The sequence below is a fragment of the Gloeobacter violaceus PCC 7421 genome (assembly GCF_000011385.1).
GTDB classification, from domain to species: Bacteria; Cyanobacteriota; Cyanobacteriia; order Gloeobacterales; family Gloeobacteraceae; genus Gloeobacter; species Gloeobacter violaceus.
Map to the genome: position 1 here is coordinate 3,637,957 of NC_005125.1, position 17,691 is coordinate 3,655,647.

Annotated in this window: 12 protein-coding genes; 8 read left to right on the forward strand and 4 right to left on the reverse strand. The window is 63.6% G+C overall.

The features are described from left to right. Nucleotides 1–52: 52 nt before the first annotated feature. Nucleotides 53–1,162, reverse strand: a complete 1,110-nt coding sequence (locus GLL_RS17725) for an aromatic ring-hydroxylating oxygenase subunit alpha (protein ID WP_164929288.1) — start codon at nucleotides 1,160–1,162, stop codon at nucleotides 53–55. A 113-nt stretch (nucleotides 1,163–1,275) separates the two neighbouring features. Between GLL_RS17725 and GLL_RS17730 the strand changes: the two genes are divergently transcribed. Continuing rightward, nucleotides 1,276–4,221, forward strand: a complete 2,946-nt coding sequence (locus GLL_RS17730) for an FAD-binding and (Fe-S)-binding domain-containing protein (protein ID WP_011143425.1) — start codon at nucleotides 1,276–1,278, stop codon at nucleotides 4,219–4,221. Here the strand turns inward: GLL_RS17730 and GLL_RS17735 are convergent. Further along, a complete protein-coding gene (locus GLL_RS17735) occupies nucleotides 4,196–4,774 on the reverse strand; it encodes a hypothetical protein (protein WP_011143426.1) in 579 nt (192 codons plus the stop codon). The genes GLL_RS17730 and GLL_RS17735 overlap by 26 nt on opposite strands. 368 nt (nucleotides 4,775–5,142) lie before the next feature. On the opposite strand from GLL_RS17735, the gene psaA reads away from it, so the two are divergent. Together psaA and psaB are read left to right on the forward strand one after the other, a co-directional pair. Next, on the forward strand, nucleotides 5,143–7,494 hold the full coding sequence (gene psaA, locus GLL_RS17740) for a photosystem I core protein PsaA (protein WP_011143427.1): 2,352 nt from the start codon (nucleotides 5,143–5,145) through the stop codon (nucleotides 7,492–7,494). A 12-nt stretch (nucleotides 7,495–7,506) separates the two neighbouring features. Continuing rightward, nucleotides 7,507–10,125 (forward strand): photosystem I core protein PsaB, encoded by a 2,619-nt coding sequence (gene psaB / locus GLL_RS17745; RefSeq protein WP_011143428.1) that lies wholly within the window; start codon nucleotides 7,507–7,509, stop codon nucleotides 10,123–10,125. A gap of 59 nt (nucleotides 10,126–10,184) precedes the next feature. On the opposite strand, the gene GLL_RS17750 is transcribed toward psaB, so the two are convergent. Both GLL_RS17750 and GLL_RS17755 read right to left on the reverse strand, forming a co-directional pair. Further along, nucleotides 10,185–11,054: a hypothetical protein gene (locus GLL_RS17750; protein WP_164929289.1), complete on the reverse strand. Its 870-nt coding sequence runs from the start codon at nucleotides 11,052–11,054 to the stop codon at nucleotides 10,185–10,187. After that, entirely contained in the window at nucleotides 11,051–11,968 is a 918-nt protein-coding gene (locus GLL_RS17755; RefSeq protein ID WP_011143430.1) for a sigma-70 family RNA polymerase sigma factor, read from the reverse strand. The genes GLL_RS17750 and GLL_RS17755 overlap by 4 nt, the downstream gene beginning before the upstream one ends. Before the next feature lie 118 nt (nucleotides 11,969–12,086). Here GLL_RS17755 and GLL_RS17760 point away from each other — a divergent pair, with 118 nt between their 5' ends. The 5 genes from GLL_RS17760 to rsgA all read left to right on the forward strand — a co-directional run bounded on the left by GLL_RS17760 (nucleotide 12,087) and on the right by rsgA (nucleotide 17,594). Next, nucleotides 12,087–13,073: an ABC transporter ATP-binding protein gene (locus GLL_RS17760; protein WP_011143431.1), complete on the forward strand. Its 987-nt coding sequence runs from the start codon at nucleotides 12,087–12,089 to the stop codon at nucleotides 13,071–13,073. A gap of 46 nt (nucleotides 13,074–13,119) precedes the next feature. Beyond that, a complete protein-coding gene (locus tag GLL_RS17765; protein ID WP_011143432.1) occupies nucleotides 13,120–13,908 on the forward strand; it encodes an ABC transporter permease in 789 nt (262 codons plus the stop codon). A 260-nt stretch (nucleotides 13,909–14,168) separates the two neighbouring features. Beyond that, the gene (locus GLL_RS17770; protein WP_011143433.1) at nucleotides 14,169–15,017 is read left to right on the forward strand and encodes a MerR family transcriptional regulator; all 849 of its coding nucleotides are present in this window, start codon (nucleotides 14,169–14,171) and stop codon (nucleotides 15,015–15,017) included. After that, nucleotides 15,014–16,120 (forward strand): alpha/beta hydrolase family protein, encoded by a 1,107-nt coding sequence (locus tag GLL_RS17775; protein ID WP_011143434.1) that lies wholly within the window; start codon nucleotides 15,014–15,016, stop codon nucleotides 16,118–16,120. Before GLL_RS17770 ends, GLL_RS17775 begins: the two co-directional genes overlap by 4 nt. Before the next feature lie 415 nt (nucleotides 16,121–16,535). Then, entirely contained in the window at nucleotides 16,536–17,594 is a 1,059-nt protein-coding gene (rsgA, locus tag GLL_RS17780) for a ribosome small subunit-dependent GTPase A (RefSeq protein WP_011143435.1), read from the forward strand. Nucleotides 17,595–17,691: the final 97 nt, after the last annotated feature.

The following is a 17,691-nucleotide window of genomic DNA, read 5'->3' on the forward strand; positions in this document are numbered from 1 at the left end:
AACGCTGTACATAATCTGATAGGCAGCGGTCTTCCCTGTCACCTGGCACCTGTCAACAACCCAATGCTTTCAAATACTCCCGGTCAAAGGCGGCGCACAGACCCTCGGAGTGGGCGTAGGGGCCGGGGGTGTAGGCTCGGGAAGCTGTGCCCTGCTGGGTCCATTCGCAGACCTGCCAATCCTGGCGGTTGATTTCGTCCCACAGGGCCACTGCGTCGGTCGGGTCGAAGCCGGGCTGGATGATTTGGGTCGGGTCGAAATACCACTCGCAGACAATCCGGGTAGAATCAGGGGCCAGGGGTACCAGAAAATGCACCATCGCGTAGTCGGGGTGGAGGCTAAATAGCAGGTTGGGAAATAGTGTGTAGTAGTAGGCGCGCTGCAAATCCTCGCCCGCGACGGTACCCAGCGGCGGGCGCGAACGGCTGCCGCTGGCAGTCAGAGCCATGCCCGGATGGATGCCCATGTAGCCCCCCAGAAACGGCCCTTCCATCAGGTCGTTTCGGCCGCTGTCGGAGGGGGACAGCTGCGCCAGGCGCGGGTGGATGGGTGGGCAGTGACAACACTCGTTGTAGTTCTCGAAAACCAGCTTCCAGTTGGCACGCAGGTCGTAGGTGACGCGCGCCCCAAGCCTGAGGGCCGGAAGTCGCCAGCCGGTGAAGCGGCCGATCAGCGGGGCGAAGACCGACTCGAACGGTGTCGGTTGGGGATCCAGGTTGAGCCAGACGAAGCCCTCCCACTCGGCAAGGCGGCAGCGGTGGAGCGGGTAGTCCGCCAGGTCGAAGTCCGGGGCTTGATCCATGTTGGGGGCGGCAGCCAGGCTGCCGTCCAGGCGATAGCTCCAGGCGTGGTAGGGGCAGCGCACCAGAGCGGTGAAGCGGCCCGCTGTTTCGCTGCATAGCCGGGTTCCCCGGTGGCGGCAGAGGTTATGAAATGCCCCCAGCACGCCCCGGTGGTCGCGGATGACGATCAGGCTCTCGCCCGCCACCTGTGTCAGGAAGTATTCTCCGGGACTGTGCGCCTGCTCGGCGCGCCCGATACAGACCCATCGACGCGCAAAGATTTCGCGTTGCTCTTGATCAAAGATCGCAGGGTCGGTGTAGTAACGGCCCGGCAGGGTGCGTTCGCTGGACTGGAGGCGGGCTTTCTCGAACGTGGTCATGGGTGTCACTCCGCGTGCGCTCCCAGTCTAGATGCCCCGCAGCCGACTCACCTGCGACCGCTTTGGGCGGGCGTACAGTGGAAATATAGAAAGCCCGTTCAGGATGCGACCCGGTGAAAACGTTCGTACAGGATCTCGCACGGCAGATCGAAGGTGAGGTGCGTTTTAGCGAGCTCGACCGCGCCCTCTATAGTACCGATGCCAGTTTCTATCGCATCCCGCCTATCGGTGTGGTGATCCCCCGCTCGCAAGCCGATGTGGTGGCGACCGTTCAGGCTACCCGGGCGGCAAAATTGCCGGTGCTGGCCCGCGGCGGCGGCACGAGCGTCTCGGGCCAGGCGGTGGGCCAGGCGGTGGTGCTCGATTTTTCGAAGTATATGCACCGGGTCATCGAGGTCAACCCCGAGGAGGGCACCGCCTGGGTCGAACCGGGAGTGGTGCAGGATGTTTTCAAGCAGCATTTGCGGCCCTACGGTCTGCAATTTGGCCCGGAGACCGCCACGGCGAGCCGCGCCACCCTGGGGGGTATGGCTGCCAACAACTCCGCCGGGGCGCGCTCGATTCTCTACGGCAAAACGGTCGATCACATCCTCGAATGCCGGGCAGTGCTCGCGGACGGTTCGGTGTGCCACTTCGGACCGCTCAACGAGACTGAATTGGCGGCAAAAGCCCAGGGCAGCAGCCTCGAAGCCCAGCTCTACCGGCAGATTCCGCGCCTGATTGCCCAGCACCGCGAGGATATATTGAACGGTTTCCCGCGTTTGCTGCGGCGGGTGAGCGGCTACAACCTCGACGCACTGCTCGCCGACTATCCGGATCCCTCGCCCCTACCGGACCCGGATCGCCGCTTCAACCTCGCCAAGTTGCTGGTGGGTTCGGAAGGGACATTGGCGGTGCTGAGTGCCTTGAAGGTGCGGCTTATCCCGCTGCCGAAGGCGACGGCCGTGGGCGTGGTGCACTTTGGTGAGCTCAACGCAGCCATCGACGCGGTGGCAATAATTCTCGAACTCGCCCCGGCTGCAGTCGAACTGGTCGACGATCAGATCCTCGCTCCCGCGATGCGCTCGCGGGCCTTTCAAGATCGGGTCGGTTTTATCGAAGGTGACCCGCGCGCTGTGCTCCTGGTCGAATTTCACGGCGAGAACGAACACGAGGTGGCGGAGCGGCTGGAGGCCCTGCGCGACCGCCTGGTGCGAGCGCACCTGGGCTACGCCACGGTGAGTGTGCGCGATCAGACCGCCCAGGCGGATGTCTGGAATCTGCGCAAGGCCGGGTTGGGGATGCTGATGAGCACCCGCGCGGAGCGCAAACCCCTCGCCTTCGTCGAAGATCCGGCCGTACCGGTCGAGCGGCTGGGCGAATTTGTGCGCGAATTTCAGCGCATCGTCGCTGCCCACGGCACCCACGCCGGTTACTACGGCCACGCCTCGGTGGGCTGCCTGCACATCCGCCCCGCCCTCAATCTCAAAGATCCTGGCGACATCGAGCGCCTGAACGCCATGCTGCACGAGGTGAGCGACCTCACCCGCGCTTTGGGTGGTTCGATGAGCGGCGAGCACGGCGACGGTCTGGCGCGCAGCTGGCTCAACGAAAAGATGTTCGGCCCGCGGCTGTACGGCGCATTTCAAACGGTCAAGCGCACCTTCGACTTCGAGAACCGCATGAACCCCGGCAAAGTGGTCGACGGGCCGCCGCCGGACGCTCACCTGCGCTACGGCCCCGGCTACCGCACCCAGGAGCTGGCCACCACCTTCGACTTCAGCCGCGAATTCGGCTTTGCCCGCGCGGCCGAGATGTGCAACGGCAACGGCAACTGCCGCAAGCAGGACGTGGGCACGATGTGTCCTTCCTACCAGGCGACTCTCGATGAAAAGCACTCGACCCGCGGCCGGGCCAACGCCCTGCGCTCGGTGCTGGCGGGCCAGGCGGGCTCGGAAAGTTTCACGGGTAGGGGCCTTTACGAGGTCATGGACCTCTGTCTTTCGTGCAAAGCCTGCCAGACCGAATGCCCCTCTAGCGTCAACATGGCCAAGCTCAAAGCGGAATTTTTGAGCCATTATCACCGCGAGCACGGCACGCCCTGGCGCGACCGGGTGGTCGGTCACATCGCGCTCGTCAACCGGCTCGGCGCGGCTACCGCTCCGCTCTCAAACTGGCTGATCAAAAGTCCCCTGGGAGTGCTGGGCAAACGCCTGTTGGGCTTTGCCCCCGAGCGCACCCTGCCCGCCTTTGCCCCCCAGACCTTCAGCCGCTGGTTTTCCACCCGCTCCTCGAAGCCCCTGGGCACGGGGCGCCGGGGTCCGGTGGTGCTCTTCCACGACACCTATATGGAATACAACACCCCCGAGATTGGCCGGGCGGCGGTGAAGTTGTTGGAACAGCTGGGCTACGAAGTGATCCTGCCCACCCGGCGCTGCTGCGGTCGGCCGATGATCTCAAAAGGGCTGCTGGCCGAGGCCCAGGCCACTGCCCGCTACAACGTCGAGCAGCTGTTGCCCTACGCCCGGGCGGGTATACCGATCCTGGGCTGCGAGCCCAGTTGCATCCTCACCCTGCGCGACGAGTACCTGGATCTGGTTTCTGGCGGCGACGCCAAGGACGTGGCTGCCCACAGCCTCACCATCGACGAATTTCTATTCGATCTACACCGGCGGGGCGAACTCAACCTTGAATTTGCCAAATCGGCGCTCCCGGCGCTGCTGCACGGCCACTGCCACCAGAAGGCGATGGTGGGCACCCGGCCGACGCTGGAATTGCTCAAACTGGCCTTCGACGCCCACGAGATCCCCTCGGGCTGCTGCGGGATGGCCGGTGCCTTCGGTTATGAGCAGGAGCACTACGACCTGTCGCTGGCGATCGGTTCCCAGCGTCTGTTTCCAGCAATCGAGCAATCTACGCCCGAAACTGTTCTGGTGGCGGACGGCGTCTCCTGCCGCCAGCAAATCGCCCACGCCACCGGCAGGCAGGCCAAACACCTGGTAGAAGCGCTCTCGGTAACGCTCCCCCCTTACACTAAGGGGGGCCAGGGGGGATCTACTGCCTTGGATACTGGCTCTTGACGAAGCCGATTTCAAAGAGCTGCTGGTAAGCCTTTTGGCCCAGATCCCGCGTCGGGTTCTGGCTGGTGGTGATGCGCACCAGCAGCGGCACCGCCAGTTCGGGTTTGCCCTGGGCGCGGTGGATGAGCGCCAGTTGATAGGTCGCTTCGTCGCGGCGGATGGCTGCCTGCAGCGCCACTTGCTTCTCTTGATCGGCGATGCGGTTGTCGATGCCGGCAAACGCTTTGGACAGCTGCGAGTGCAGCGTGGACATCTGGTTGAGCATCGTGATCGCCTCCTGGTTGCGGGCGACCGCGTCGACGAATTTGCCGTCCTTGGCCATCTGCTGGGCCGCTTTGAGCATCTGATCGGTCCCGGCGACGCTCAGGACGCTGCTCTCCTGCTCCAGCTGCCGATATTTGGAAGCGTCAGGGATTATCGGGGCGGTCGGCTCCGAAGCGGTAGTCGTAGTCGGGTTTTGCTTGAGAGGGCCTGCCTGTTGCGCTCCCGCACCCGCCGCCGTCAGCAGGGCCAAAACCGCCAAGCACGTCCCCACCTGGGAGAGTCTACGCATCGGGAGGTTCCTCAAAACTTCCGTATCATATCACTCCAACCGAAACCGCTCCCTCCCCCGGGGTACGTCCCTCGGCGGCCAAAAGCAACGGTTTTGCAATTATCGGCAACCTACTGTGACGAACCGGCCGGAGGCCATAACGCTCAAATCCAGATCCAGTAATGATTTCAGGCTTTTTAAAAATTGTTAAGTGCGCCGTTTGTGCCCTCGGGCTGGCCTATAATGCAGCGTAACTGCGTATGCTCTTGGGTGGATTTCCGCCATCATCATCTGCTTCATCAGATACCGAGAGAGCGTACGTTGTGGTTCTCGTTCCGAAACCGAGCATCGACGACTCCGTCGGCGGTGCGTCAGCAAGGAGATCCTCAATGTCTACAACGCCGCAGGAGCGAGAGAAGCCCGTCAGGGTTCTCGTAGACAACGATCCAGTTCCGACTTCCACCGAAAAGTGGGGCAAGCCGGGCTGGTTCGAGCGGAACCTGGCGCGCGGTCCCAAGACGACCACCTGGATCTGGGATCTGCACGCTCTGGCTCATGACTTTGAAACCCATACCTCCGACAAGGAAGAAATCTCCCGCAAAATCTTCTCGGCCCACTTCGGCCACCTCGCGGTGGTCTGCGTGTGGCTGAGCGGCATGTTCTGGCACGGCGCGTACTTCTCCAACTTCACAGCCTGGATGGAAAACCCGCTGGGGCTCAAACCGAGCGCCCAGACCGTCTGGCCGGTCTTCGGCCAGGAGATTCTCAACGATCCGTCCACCGTCGCCAAGGGCTTCGAGCAGGGCGGTATCGTGATCACCTCGGGGCTTTTCCACCTGTGGCGCGCGGTCGGGTTTACGACCACCGGCCAGCTTGCGGCGATGTCGATCGCGATGCTCATTATCGCGGCGCTATTTTTGTTTGCGGGTTGGTTCCACTACCACAAGCGCGCTCCCAAGCTCGAGTGGTTCCAGAACGTCGAGTCGATGCTCAACCACCATCTGGCGGGGCTCTTCGGTCTGGGCTCTTTGTTCTGGACCGGCCACCTGATTCACGTGGCCCTGCCGGTCAAAGCGCAGCTCGACGCCGGTATCGCCCCAGCCCAGGTCAACCCGTTCGCGGGCCTGGACTACGGGTTGATGGGCCAGTACTTCCCGAAGGGCTTTGGTCCCAACGGCGGTCTGGGGGCGTTCTTTACCCTCAACTGGGGCCAGTTCACCGACTTTTTGACCTTCAAAGGCGGTCTGGAACCGGCCACCGGTGCGCTGTACCTCACCGACATCGCCCATCACCATCTGGCCATCGCGACACTGTTCATCATCGCGGGCCACATGTACCGGACCAACTGGGGCATCGGCCACTCGATCAAAGAGATGCTCGAAGCCCACAAAGGTCCCCTCACCGGTGAAGGGCACCGCGGCCTCTACGAGGTGCTCACCACCTCCTGGCACGCGCAACTGGCCATCAACCTCGCGATGGCCGGTTCGATCACGATCATCGTCGCCCATCACATGTACGCGATGAACCCGTACCCCTACATGGGCACGGACTACGCGACCCAGATTTCGCTGTTCACGCACCACATGTGGATCGGCGGCTTCTTGATCGTGGGCGCCGGTGCGCACGCGGCGATTTTCATGGTCCGCGACTACGACCCGGTCACCAATCAGAACAACCTGCTGGATCGGGTGCTGCGCCACCGCGACGCGATCATCTCGCACCTCAACTGGGTGACGCTGTTCCTGGGCTTCCATTCGTTCGGACTCTACGTCCACAACGACACGATGCAGGCCCTCGGTCGCCCGCGCGACATGTTTGCCGACTTCGCGATTCCGCTGCAGCCGGTATTCGCCCAGTGGATTCAAAACATCCACGCGGCGGCCCCCGGCGGTGCGACCGCTCCCTGGGTTGGCGGCACCAGCCCTACCTGGTACACCGGCGCGCTCTCGAGCGCCGCGACGCTCCAGGCGAATCAGGTGTTGGCCCTGGCCAACGACAAAATCTCAATTTCGCCGATCCACCTGGGCACGGCGGACTTCATGGTCCACCACATCTTTGCCCTGTGCATCCACGTCACGGTGCTGATTTTGCTGAAGGGCGTGCTGTTTGCCCGCTCCTCGCGGCTCATTCCCGACAAAGCCAACCTCGGTTTCCGCTTCCCCTGCGACGGCCCCGGCCGCGGCGGCACCTGCCAGTCCTCCGCCTGGGATCATGTGTTTCTCGGTCTGTTCTGGATGTACAACACCATCTCGGTGGTGATCTTCCACTTCAGCTGGAAAATGCAGTCGGACGTCTGGGGGACGGTCGATCGCTCCACCGGAGCGGTCAACCACATCATCGGCAATACCGACGTGTTGCTTGGTGGCCAGACGGTGGCCCTTTCGCAGTACGCGGCGAGTTCCATCAACATCAACGGCTGGCTGCGCGACTTTTTGTGGGCGCAGTCCTCGGCGGTCATCAACTCCTACGGTGGCCCGCTCTCGGCCTACGGCCTGATGTTCCTGGGCGCCCACTTCATCTGGGCCTTCTCGCTGATGTTCCTGTTTAGCGGCCGCGGCTACTGGCAGGAGCTCATCGAGTCGATCGTCTGGGCCCACAACAAGCTGAAGGTAGCCCCCGCCATTCAACCGCGCGCCCTGAGCATCACCCAGGGTCGGGCGGTCGGCGTGGCCCACTACCTGCTAGGAGGGATCGCCACGACGTGGGCGTTCTTCCTGGCCCGATTCCTGGCCTTGCCATAGGGAGTGACAGCAATGGCAACTCGTTTTCCAAAATTCAGCCAGGACCTTGCGCAGGACCCGACCACGCGCCGTATCTGGTATGGCATCGCCACCGCCCACGACTTTGAAAGTCACGACGGGATGACCGAAGAGTCTCTCTACCAGAAACTCTTCGCCACCCACTTCGGCCACCTGGCGATCATCTTTTTGTGGTCTTCGGGCAACCTGTTTCACATCGCCTGGCAGGGCAACTTCGAGCAGTGGGTCTCCAACCCCACCGGTGTGGTGCCCATCGCCCACGCCATCTGGGACCCCCACTTCGGCAAGGGTGCGGTCGAAGCCTTCACCCCCGAAGGGGGCGCAGGCCCGGTCAACGCCGCCTACTCGGGGCTGTATTACCTCTACTACACCCTCGGGATGCGCTTCAATTCGGACCTCTACCAGGGTTCGATCTTCTTGATGGTGCTGGCGACCGTCTTCTTGATCGCGGGCTGGCTGCATTTGCAGCCCCGCTTCCGGCCGTCCCTCGCCTGGTTCAAGAACGCCGAGTCGCGCCTCAACCACCACCTCTCGGCGCTGTTCGGGGTCTCCTCTCTGGCCTTCGCGGGCCACATGATCCACGTCGCCATCCCGGCCGCCCGCGGCCAGCGCGTCGACTGGAGCAACTTCCTGAACACCCTTCCCCACCCGGCGGGCCTGGCGCCCTTTTTCACCGGCAACTGGGGAGTGTACGCCGACCCGCAGGCGGGTCCGCCGATTCTGACTTTTATCGGCGGCCTCAACCCGGCCACGGGGACGCTCTGGCTCACGGACATCGCCCATCACCATCTGGCCATCGCGGTGATCTTCATCATCGCGGGTCACATGTACCGGACCAACTTCGGCATCGGCCACTCGATCAAAGAGATCCTCGATGCCCACAAGGGTCCGCTCACCGGTGAAGGGCACCGCGGCCTCTACGACACGATCAACAACTCGCTGCACTTCCAGCTCGGTCTGGCCCTGGCTAGCCTGGGCGTCGTCACCTCGCTGGTGGCGCAGCACACCTACGCCCTGCCGGCGTACTTCTACATGCCGCAAGATCACACCACGATGGCGGCGCTTTACACCCATCACCAGTACATCGCTGGATTTTTGATGGTCGGCGCCTTTGCCCACGGTGCGATCTTCTTCGTGCGCGACTACGACCCGAAGGCGAACGAGAACAACGTGCTCGCCCGCATGCTCGAGCACAAAGAGGCACTCATCTCGCACCTGAGCTGGGTGTCGTTGTTCCTGGGCTTCCACACCCTGGGCCTTTACGTCCACAACGATGTGATGCTGGCCTTCGGTCGGCCTGAGGACCAGTTGCTCATTGAACCGGTCTTCGCCCAGTTCGTCCAGGTGCAGTCGGGCAAGATCATCGAGGGCATTCCGGCCTTGTTCGGCGGCCCCGGTGTCACGGCTCCGGGTGAATTCCTGACCGGCTGGTTGGGTTCGGTCAACGCCAACAACTCGCCCATCTTCCTGCCCATCGGCCCCGGCGATTTCTTGGTGCACCACGCCATCGCCCTGGGTCTGCACACCACCACGCTCATCCTGGTCAAAGGTGCGCTCGACGCGCGCGGCTCCAAGCTGATGCCCGACAAAAAGGACTTCGGCTTTGCCTTCCCGTGCGACGGCCCCGGCCGCGGCGGCACCTGCGACATCTCCGCCTGGGATGCCTTTTACCTGGCGGTCTTCTGGATGCTCAACACGATCGGTTGGGTGACCTTCTACTGGCACTGGAAGTGGATTTCGATCTGGGGGGACAACGTCGCCCAGTTCAACGCCAGTTCCACCTACCTGATGGGATGGTTGCGCGACTACCTGTGGGCCAACTCGGCTCCCTTGATCGGCGGTTACTCGCCCTCGGGCGGCACCAACGCCCTGTCGGTCTGGGCCTGGATGTTCCTGTTCGGCCATCTGGTGTGGGCGACGGGCTTCATGTTCCTGATCGCCTGGCGCGGCTACTGGCAGGAGCTGATCGAGACGCTGGTGTGGGCGCACGAGCGCACGCCCCTGGCCAACCTGGTGCGCTGGAAAGACAAGCCCGTGGCGATGTCGATCGTTCAGGGCCGTCTGGTGGGTCTTGCTCACTTTACAATTGGGTACATCCTGACCTACGCGGCGTTCTTGATCGCCTCGACGGCGGCGCTCTATCCCAACGGTCCGGCGGCCTTTACCCCGGCCATCTCCGCGGAGCAGGCCAAAGGTGTGCTCTCGGAGTTCAAGGCCAAGCCGGTGCCCGGTGGGGTGATGCTGCTTCTGCCTGAGAACATCGTCTTTGACTTCGACAAATCCAGCGTCAAGTTGGATGCGGATCCGGCCCTCAACCGGGTCGTCGGGGTCATCCAGTTCTACGGCAGCGAGCCGGTCGAAATCCTGGGCCACACCGACAGCCTGGGTGAAGATGCCTACAACCAGAAACTCTCCGAAGAGCGGGCCAGTGCTGTGAAGGCCTTCTTCGAGAAAAAGGGCATCGAAGCCGAGCGGCTGACCGCCAAGGGCTACGGCGAGACCAAGCCGGTCGCCCCCAACGCCAAGCCGGACGGTTCGGATAACCCCGACGGTCGTCAGCAGAACCGCCGGGTGGAGATCTTGATCAAGACCGAAGTGGTCCCGGTCAGCTGATTTCCTCCAAACAACAAAAAAGCCCCCGGATATCCGGGGGCTTTTTTAATAGCTTGCCGTCAGGGCGTGTCCGGGTAAGGACGGGTCTGTTTGCAGGTCACCTTTTGCTGATCGGCGTCGAAGACCAGTAGGTAGCGGACGGACAGGTTTTCGGGGCGCGGCCAACTGGGCAATGGCAGCGCTTCGAGGGCGGTGCGGGCCGCCGCGTCGAGGGCTTCGCCACCGGAGGTGATGGTCTGGGGCGGCTCTTTGAGTGAAGCGCGCCCGCCTTCGACGGTGAGCGCCACCTCGAAAATAGACAGTCCTGTGCCCGGTTCTGGAAAGTCGATAGTGTTGCTGAGCGCGAAGCAAAGGCTGGTCGCATACAGTTCGGAGGCGTTCGCCTGTGCAGAGGAAGGGGCGGGGCGGTCGGGTTCGCCACTGCGGGTGAGCACCGGCGGGGAGCCCGGTTGGGTGGTGGGAGGGGCATCGGCGAGCAGAGTCGGTGGCGGGGGGGGAGGTGCAGCAGGGCGGCGCGGCTTGGCAGGGGGCGGAGTTGCCGGGATTAAAACCGTTGGACGGGGGGATTGGGGGGGGGAAGCAGTTTGGGGCTGCGCCGCGGGTCGGGGTAGTGCGGGTGCTTCGCGGGGCTTTGCTGCGGTGATGGTCACCGGGTCGGAGTTGCTGGGGGAGGGTTGAGAAGGGGGGCGCTCCCGCAGAAGGCGGGTACTGGCAAACATGACGAGCACTGCGGCGGCAACGGCCAGGGCTGAAGTTCCCAGAAGCCAGGGGGACCACTTTCGACGCAGGTCCGGACCGGCCATCGCCTCCTGCCACAGCCGTTCCTCCTCAGGCGGGGCCGCCGCCGGTTGCGGCAGGACCGCTCCCGGCCAGCCGGAGCGGCGGATCAGATCGCCTAGGATTCGCTCCAGCCGCTCAGGATCGATCACGGCACGCACCTCCGCAGGGCTTCGCAAAACTGGGTGTCGATGCAGTCCTCCTGAAAGCCGCTTCCCAGTGCCGCCGCAAGCCGGGTGCAGATCTGGCGCAGTCTTTGGGAAATGCGCGCCGGGGTGCGCCCCAGCGAAGCGGCGATCTCTTTTTGGGTCTCACCCAGCAAATAGAGGCGGGTGAGCAGGACTTTATCGGCCTCACCAAGCTGCTCAAGGGCTTCGACGAAGCGCTCCCGGCAATCTTCTTCAATCAGACCGTCCTCCACGCAAGGGTAGGAGACACTGACCAGTTCGGCCTGGCTGGTCGATTCGTCACCCCCCGCGCTCAGCCGCACCGGGCGGTCGAGGGAGTCGGGACGGGCGATGCGGCGGGCGATCTGGCGCTCGGCCCGTCCTGCCGCCGTCGTCGGTTCGGGACGCTGCCAACTGGGATCGATGCGGCGCTGCATATCGGTATAGACCTGTCTGAGAATATGGGAACCGAACCAGGTGGAAAAGCGGGCTTTGTCGGGGTTGAATTCCGGCAGGCGCGCGTGGGTGAGCAGGATCACCTCTTCGACGAACGATTCGATATCGAGGCATTCGGGGCCACCGGTGCCCTTGCGCGCCACGTAGTTGCGGCAAATCAGCGCGAGGCGTTGGTGCAGCTGCACCAGACCCTGGCGCTGGGCTTCGCGCTCCAGAATGCGCAGGTTCTGGGCGCGTCGCTCGGTGCCGATGGACGTATCTGCGCACAGACGCTGCCGTTCGCGCAAGATCGGCTGCAGCTGCAGGACCAGGGCATGGGTGGCGTCGGCGAGCGAAGGTCTGCTTTCCCCCAGGGAAAACAGAGGTGCGGCGTTATTCATCCATGCTCCACCCGTGCTGTTGATCCACTCCCAGGAGCCGGCCTGTTCTTGCGCTTGTTTCATGTCAAGTACATGGGCCGCTCCCTCACTTCAATTAAGGGTCCAGTTGACGATTTTATGCAATGCGTCCTCCAAAACCGCCCCCACAGAGCACCGCAGACGAAGGGCTACAGTGAAGGGTATGCCGCCCATTATCCACGTCCAGAATCTCAGCAAGGTCTATCCGGTCGCCGACAAAGAGCCGGGTCTGGTCGGGACGCTGCGCCATTTTTTTCGCCGCCAGTACAAGCTCATCGAAGCGGTGCAACAGGTCTCTTTCGAGATCGAGCCGGGGGCGGTGGTCGGTTTTTTGGGCGCCAACGGCGCGGGCAAGACGACCACCCTCAAGATGCTCACGGGGCTGATTTACCCTTCGGCGGGGACGGTGGCGGTGGCGGGGTTCGTGCCTTTTCGCCGGGAGCGGGACTTTTTGAACAAGATCACCCTGGTGATGGGTCAGAAGCAGCAGCTCATCTGGGATCTGCCCGCCCTCGATTCGCTGCGGGTCAACGCCGCCGTCTACGGCCTCAGTGACGCCGAGGCGGCGCGGCGCGTGGGCGAATTGGCCGAGATGCTTGCCCTGGGCGACAAGCTCAACCAGCCGGTGCGCAAGCTCTCGCTGGGCGAGCGGATGAAGGCGGAGTTACTCGCGGCGTTGTTGCACCGGCCGCAGGTTCTGTTTCTCGACGAGCCGACTCTCGGCCTCGATGTCAATGCCCAGACGGCGGTGCGGGCGTTCTTGAAAGAGTACAACACCCGCTACGGAGCGACGGTATTGCTCACCAGCCACTACATGGCCGACATCACCGCCCTGTGCGAGCGGGTGCTGCTCATTCACCTCGGCAAACTCATCTACGACGGCAGCCTGGACGGCCTGCTCAACCGCTTCGCGCCTTACCGGGAAGTACGCGCCGAATTCGGCCGCGCTTATAGCCGCGAGGAACTGGCCCCCTACGGTGAAGTCGAAATGTTGGCCGAGTGCGAGGCGCGCTTTTTAGTCGAGCGCGACGAACTGGTGCACACCGTCGGTCGTATGCTCGCTGAATTGCAGGTGGTGGACCTCGAAGTGAGCGATCCGCCCATCGAAGAGGTGATCGGCAAGGTGTTTTTGACAGGCTCCGTGGCCTAGGTGCCATGCAAACAGAGATCGAACCCGATGCGCTCAGGGGACCGGCATGCATGATCTATTCGTCAAAGCCCGCACGCTGCTTGCGGTGCAGTACGCCTACATGCTCGAATACCGGGCGGAGCTGTTGCTGTGGGCGCTCTCGGGGTCGCTGCCGATTATCTTGATGGGGGTGTGGATCCAGGCGGCCCAGGGGGGACGCTTCGGTCTCGGTCCCCTCGACTTTGCCCGCTACTTTTTGGCCGTATTCGTCGTCCGCCAACTCACGGTCGTCTGGGTGATCTGGGAGTTCGAGCGCGAGGTAGTGGAGGGCAAACTCTCGCCGCTGTTGCTGCAGCCCATCGACCCGGTATGGCGTCATGTGGCGGGTCACATCAGCGAAAGATTCGCCCGGATGCCCTTCATCGTGATCTTGGTCGGTTTATTTTTCTTGCTCTATCCCCAGGCGTTCTGGCTACCCCGCTGGACCGACGCGCTGTTGTTCGTCGGTTTGGTTGTTCTGGTCTTTGCGCTGCGCTTTTTGATTCAATACACCCTGGCGCTGCTCGCTTTTTGGACCGAACGCGCCTCAGCGATCGAGGAATTGTGGTTTTTGTGCTACTTGTTTCTTTCGGGGCTCATCGCGCCTCTGGAGGTTTTTCCGCCGCTGGTGCGGGAGGTGGCGCTGTGGACGCCTTTTCCGTATCTGGTGCACTTCCCCGCCGGCATTCTGGTCGGCCTGCCGGTGGATTTGCCGCGCGGCTTGTTGGTGATGGCCGTTTGGGGAGGGCTATTTTTTGTCCTGAACCGCTGGCTGTGGCGGCGTGGGCTCAAGCAGTACTCGGGGATGGGCGCCTGAAGCAAGTCTGCTTATTGCAAGAATCCGCAGCGATTGAGAATTGTCTTGACCTGTCCCAAACAGTAAGCCACTGATACTGTGAGTTTCCGGCCTGGTTTTCATCAGCGTATAGGTCGCGGCCAGTCGGGCGACACCGGAGCCTGAGCGGCAGCTGGCCTTGTCCCTAAAAACTGGCCCAGCTTCTTGGGTCAAGACCAGTGCCCTTGACTCGTCCCCTGGGGGAGACTGCAGCATATTGCTTGCCGTAGGAGGGGTAAGCCATGTTGCAGATCGGGCAATTTGCCAGACTCGGGCGCGTATCGGTTAAGACGCTTCGGCACTACGACGAGATCGGCTTGCTCAGGCCCAGCCACATCGACAGGCAGTCGGGCTATCGCTTCTATGCCGCCGCGCAACTGGTCACGCTTGCGCGCATCCTGCAGCTCAAAGAACTCGGCCTGCCGCTCGCGGCGATCGCTCGAAGCCTGAACGAGCCGGACACCCTGGACACAGCGCTGGCAATCCGGCGCCGGGAGCTGGAGCAGGCGATCGCCGCCGACAGGGCGCGGCTCCGACGCCTCGACACCCTGCGCGCCGCACTTGCCGAGCGGGCCGGCGGAGACGTTGTGATCCGTCGCATCGAACCGGTCTGGGCGTTGAGCGCACGTGCGCGTGTGCGCGGGCCGGGTGGCGAGATCACTCACCTGTTCGAGGACCTCGAACACAGTGCGCGTCACGCTCGAGCAGCGGCGAGTCCGTTCCTCCTCATCCACGAACGGGACGGTCCGGACGGTGGCTGGGATGTGGAGGCTTGCGTCCCGGTTCGGCCGGAGGCGGAATTCGGCGGCGCGGCGGGTCTGGTGGAGGGCGCCGCCGAGGCCGCCGCAGTCACCTTTCGCGGACCCTATGCCGGCGCCGATGCCATTGTCGAACGCCTGAGCAGCTGGTGTGCCACTCAGGCAACCGCTCCCGGAGGTCCGCTGCGCGAGACCTATTTCGCCTTCGGTGCCGATCAGGACGGCTACCGTCTGCCGCGGTGGATGCTCGCCGCCCGCCCGTCCGAGTACGTCACCGAGATCGCGCTGCCGATCGCCGTGTTCCCCTCCACCGCGGAGGACAACCGCCTGTGACGCGCCGTATCGCCAGCTGCCTGCTCATCTACCTGCTTGCCGTCTGGATTGTTCCATTTCCACGGGCCTTCGCCCAGCCCCAAGTCGTCGGCGACCTGCCCCGCAAGGCGGCTGGATTCGAGCAAATCGAGGGTGTGGAAACGCAGTATGGTGTCGTGCGCACCAGCGACGGGAGCCGGTTGCGGACGATCGTTACACGGCCGCTCGGCAGCACCGGCCGACTGCCCGTGCTCTACTTCGTGCAATGGCTCTCGTGCGACACAGTCGAGATACAGGACGCCTCCGGCTGGTCGGACATGCTCCGGCGCATGGCGCGAGAGAGCGGGGCTGTATTCGCGCGCGTCGATAAATCGGGCGTCGGCGACAGCCTCGGCCCGCCCTGCGCCGTGCTCGATTACGACACCGAGATCCGGCACCACCGCGAAGCCCTTGCCCAACTCCTCGCCCATCCTTGGGTCGAGCGCGACCGACTTTACCTCCTTGGCGCTTCGATGGGGTCGCGCATGGCACCGCGGGTGGCGGCTGGCGTACCCGTCGACGGGATCATCTCCTGGGGCGGCGGCGCCGACACATGGTTCGAGCGTCAGGTCGGTTTCCAGAGCCGCGCCTGGCGCTGGGAAAAGTTCGACCCGGCACACTTTGGCCAGCGCATGACCGACGCCTCCCGTCTCTACGCCCAATGGCTCCTCGCGGGCGAGCGGCCTCAAGCCCAGGCCAGCAGCGCCGTCGGCGCGACCTGGTCCGGGCTGACGGGTGCAGACGGGCAGCTTCTATTCGGTCGATCGCCGGTGTGGCACGAGCAGGCACAACGCCAGCCGGTGCTGGGCGACTGGGCCGCGGTACGCGCACCCGTGCTGGTGTTGCTCGGCGAGTACGACTGGTTCGAGACCGCCGACGCCGCACGGCTGATCGCCGAAGCGGTCGCCGCTTCTGGGAGCCTCACGCGCTTCGAGATCCTGCCGCGCATGGACCATCACTTCAAGGTGTTCCCTGGTCGGAGCGGTTTGACCCACCCGACCGGCGGGCGCGCCGACGCCCGGCCCGCGGTCCAGTCGATGACCGCCTGGCTGCGTGAAAGAGGCGTGCGAGCGCCGGCCCGCTAGAGCATCGGTCCAGAACCAGCAGTTGACGGTAAAAGCCGCATCCTCTTTTCTGGAGATGACCTCTACCTCCTCCGCCTATGCAGCCTTCTGTCTGGCAGCCGCCAGTGGAAACCGCTTCTGGACCTGGTGGAACTTAATTCCCTGCCTCGAATGATGGGTCCAGTCCAATACCCCTGGTTGGCCCGCATCTAAGATGTGATCTTTCCTATCCAGGGAGCACGTATAGATCATGTAGGCAACCGAATACAAGGCGATAGGAGCAAAGAATATGGCTGGAACTGTGCAAATGGGGACTGTGGGTCGCTCTGACGGGCGGTAAGCCGCAGGGGTTCCTGTCGCTCATTCGTAGCATTCGGAATGCGTCGGCTTCCTCTGTGATCTTGCCGCAGTAGCAAGATTCGCTTTGAGGAAAATCATGAATTTGGATCCTTTCGGTTGGGATAGTTTTTTCGCGCAAGCTTTCGCGGGCTATCCCGAGAATGAATACGCTCCAGGCCGGGTGATTGCCGAACACCGCGGCAGCTATGGGGTGGCCACAGAAATGGGGGAAGTGGCGGCGGCGGTCTCCGGACGCTTGCGCCACGCGGCGCGCGGGCCGGCGGATTTTCCGGCGGTGGGCGATTGGGTGGTGCTTGAGCGCCGGGAGTTGCCCGGGCACGGTCTGATCCAGGCGGTGCTGCCCAGAAAGAGCCGGTTCGCCCGGCGGGCGGCGGGCGGGCCGAGCGAGGCACAACTGGTGGCGGCCAATGTGGAAGTGCTGTTCCTGGTGAGCGGTCTGGACGGCGACTTCAATGTGCGGCGCATCGAGCGCTATCTGGTGCTCGCCTGGGAGTCCGGTGCCAACCCGGTGATCGTCCTCAACAAGGCCGACGTGTGCAGCGAGCTTGAGAAGCGGGTGCAGGCGGTGGAGCGGGTGGCTGCGGGGGTGCCGGTGGTGGCGGTGAGCGCCGCTGCGGGCGGCCTGGAAAGCCTCGCTTCCTGGCTTACCCCCGGCCGGACGGTGGCCCTTTTGGGCTCCAGCGGCGTGGGCAAATCGACGATTGCCAACCGGCTTTTGGGCAACCCGGTTCAAGCAGTCCAGGGCGTGCGCGAGCACGACAGCCGCGGCCGGCACACGACGACTGCCCGCCAACTGCTGCAACTGCCTGGGGGAGCCCTGCTCATCGACACCCCCGGCATGCGCGAGTTGCAGTTGTTGGCGGGAGAGGACAGTCTGGAAGCGGCTTTTGCCGATGTTGAAGCGCTCGCCCGCCGGTGCCGCTTTCGCGATTGCAGCCACGCCAACGAACCCGGCTGCGCGGTGCAGGCCGCCCTGCAGACAGGCGAACTGGAGGCGGCGCGGCTGGAAAGCTACCGCAAACTCCAGCGCGAAGCGGCCTTCGAAGCGCGCAGGCAAGATCGCAGCGCCGCCCAGATCGAGAAGGAACGCTGGAAGCGAATCCATAAAGCCCAGCGCGAGCGCCAAAAGCCCTAGACAGGTCTCGTATCAGATCCGCTTGGATTGTCATGTTTGACTGAGGTGCCAGGTGTCAGATGTCAGTGGGAACTTACTGGCACCTGGCACCTGGCCT

Coding starts and splice junctions, on each gene's coding strand:
- GLL_RS17725 (WP_164929288.1), bottom strand. CDS start 1,162: ATGACCACGTTCGAGAAAGCCCGCCTCCAGTCCAGCGAACGCACCCTG.
- GLL_RS17735 (WP_011143426.1), bottom strand. CDS start 4,774: ATGCGTAGACTCTCCCAGGTGGGGACGTGCTTGGCGGTTTTGGCCCTG.
- psaA (WP_011143427.1), top strand. CDS start 5,143: ATGTCTACAACGCCGCAGGAGCGAGAGAAGCCCGTCAGGGTTCTCGTA.
- psaB (WP_011143428.1), top strand. CDS start 7,507: ATGGCAACTCGTTTTCCAAAATTCAGCCAGGACCTTGCGCAGGACCCG.
- GLL_RS17755 (WP_011143430.1), bottom strand. CDS start 11,968: ATGAAACAAGCGCAAGAACAGGCCGGCTCCTGGGAGTGGATCAACAGC.
- GLL_RS17760 (WP_011143431.1), top strand. CDS start 12,087: ATGCCGCCCATTATCCACGTCCAGAATCTCAGCAAGGTCTATCCGGTC.
- GLL_RS17765 (WP_011143432.1), top strand. CDS start 13,120: ATGCATGATCTATTCGTCAAAGCCCGCACGCTGCTTGCGGTGCAGTAC.
- GLL_RS17770 (WP_011143433.1), top strand. CDS start 14,169: ATGTTGCAGATCGGGCAATTTGCCAGACTCGGGCGCGTATCGGTTAAG.
- rsgA (WP_011143435.1), top strand. CDS start 16,536: ATGAATTTGGATCCTTTCGGTTGGGATAGTTTTTTCGCGCAAGCTTTC.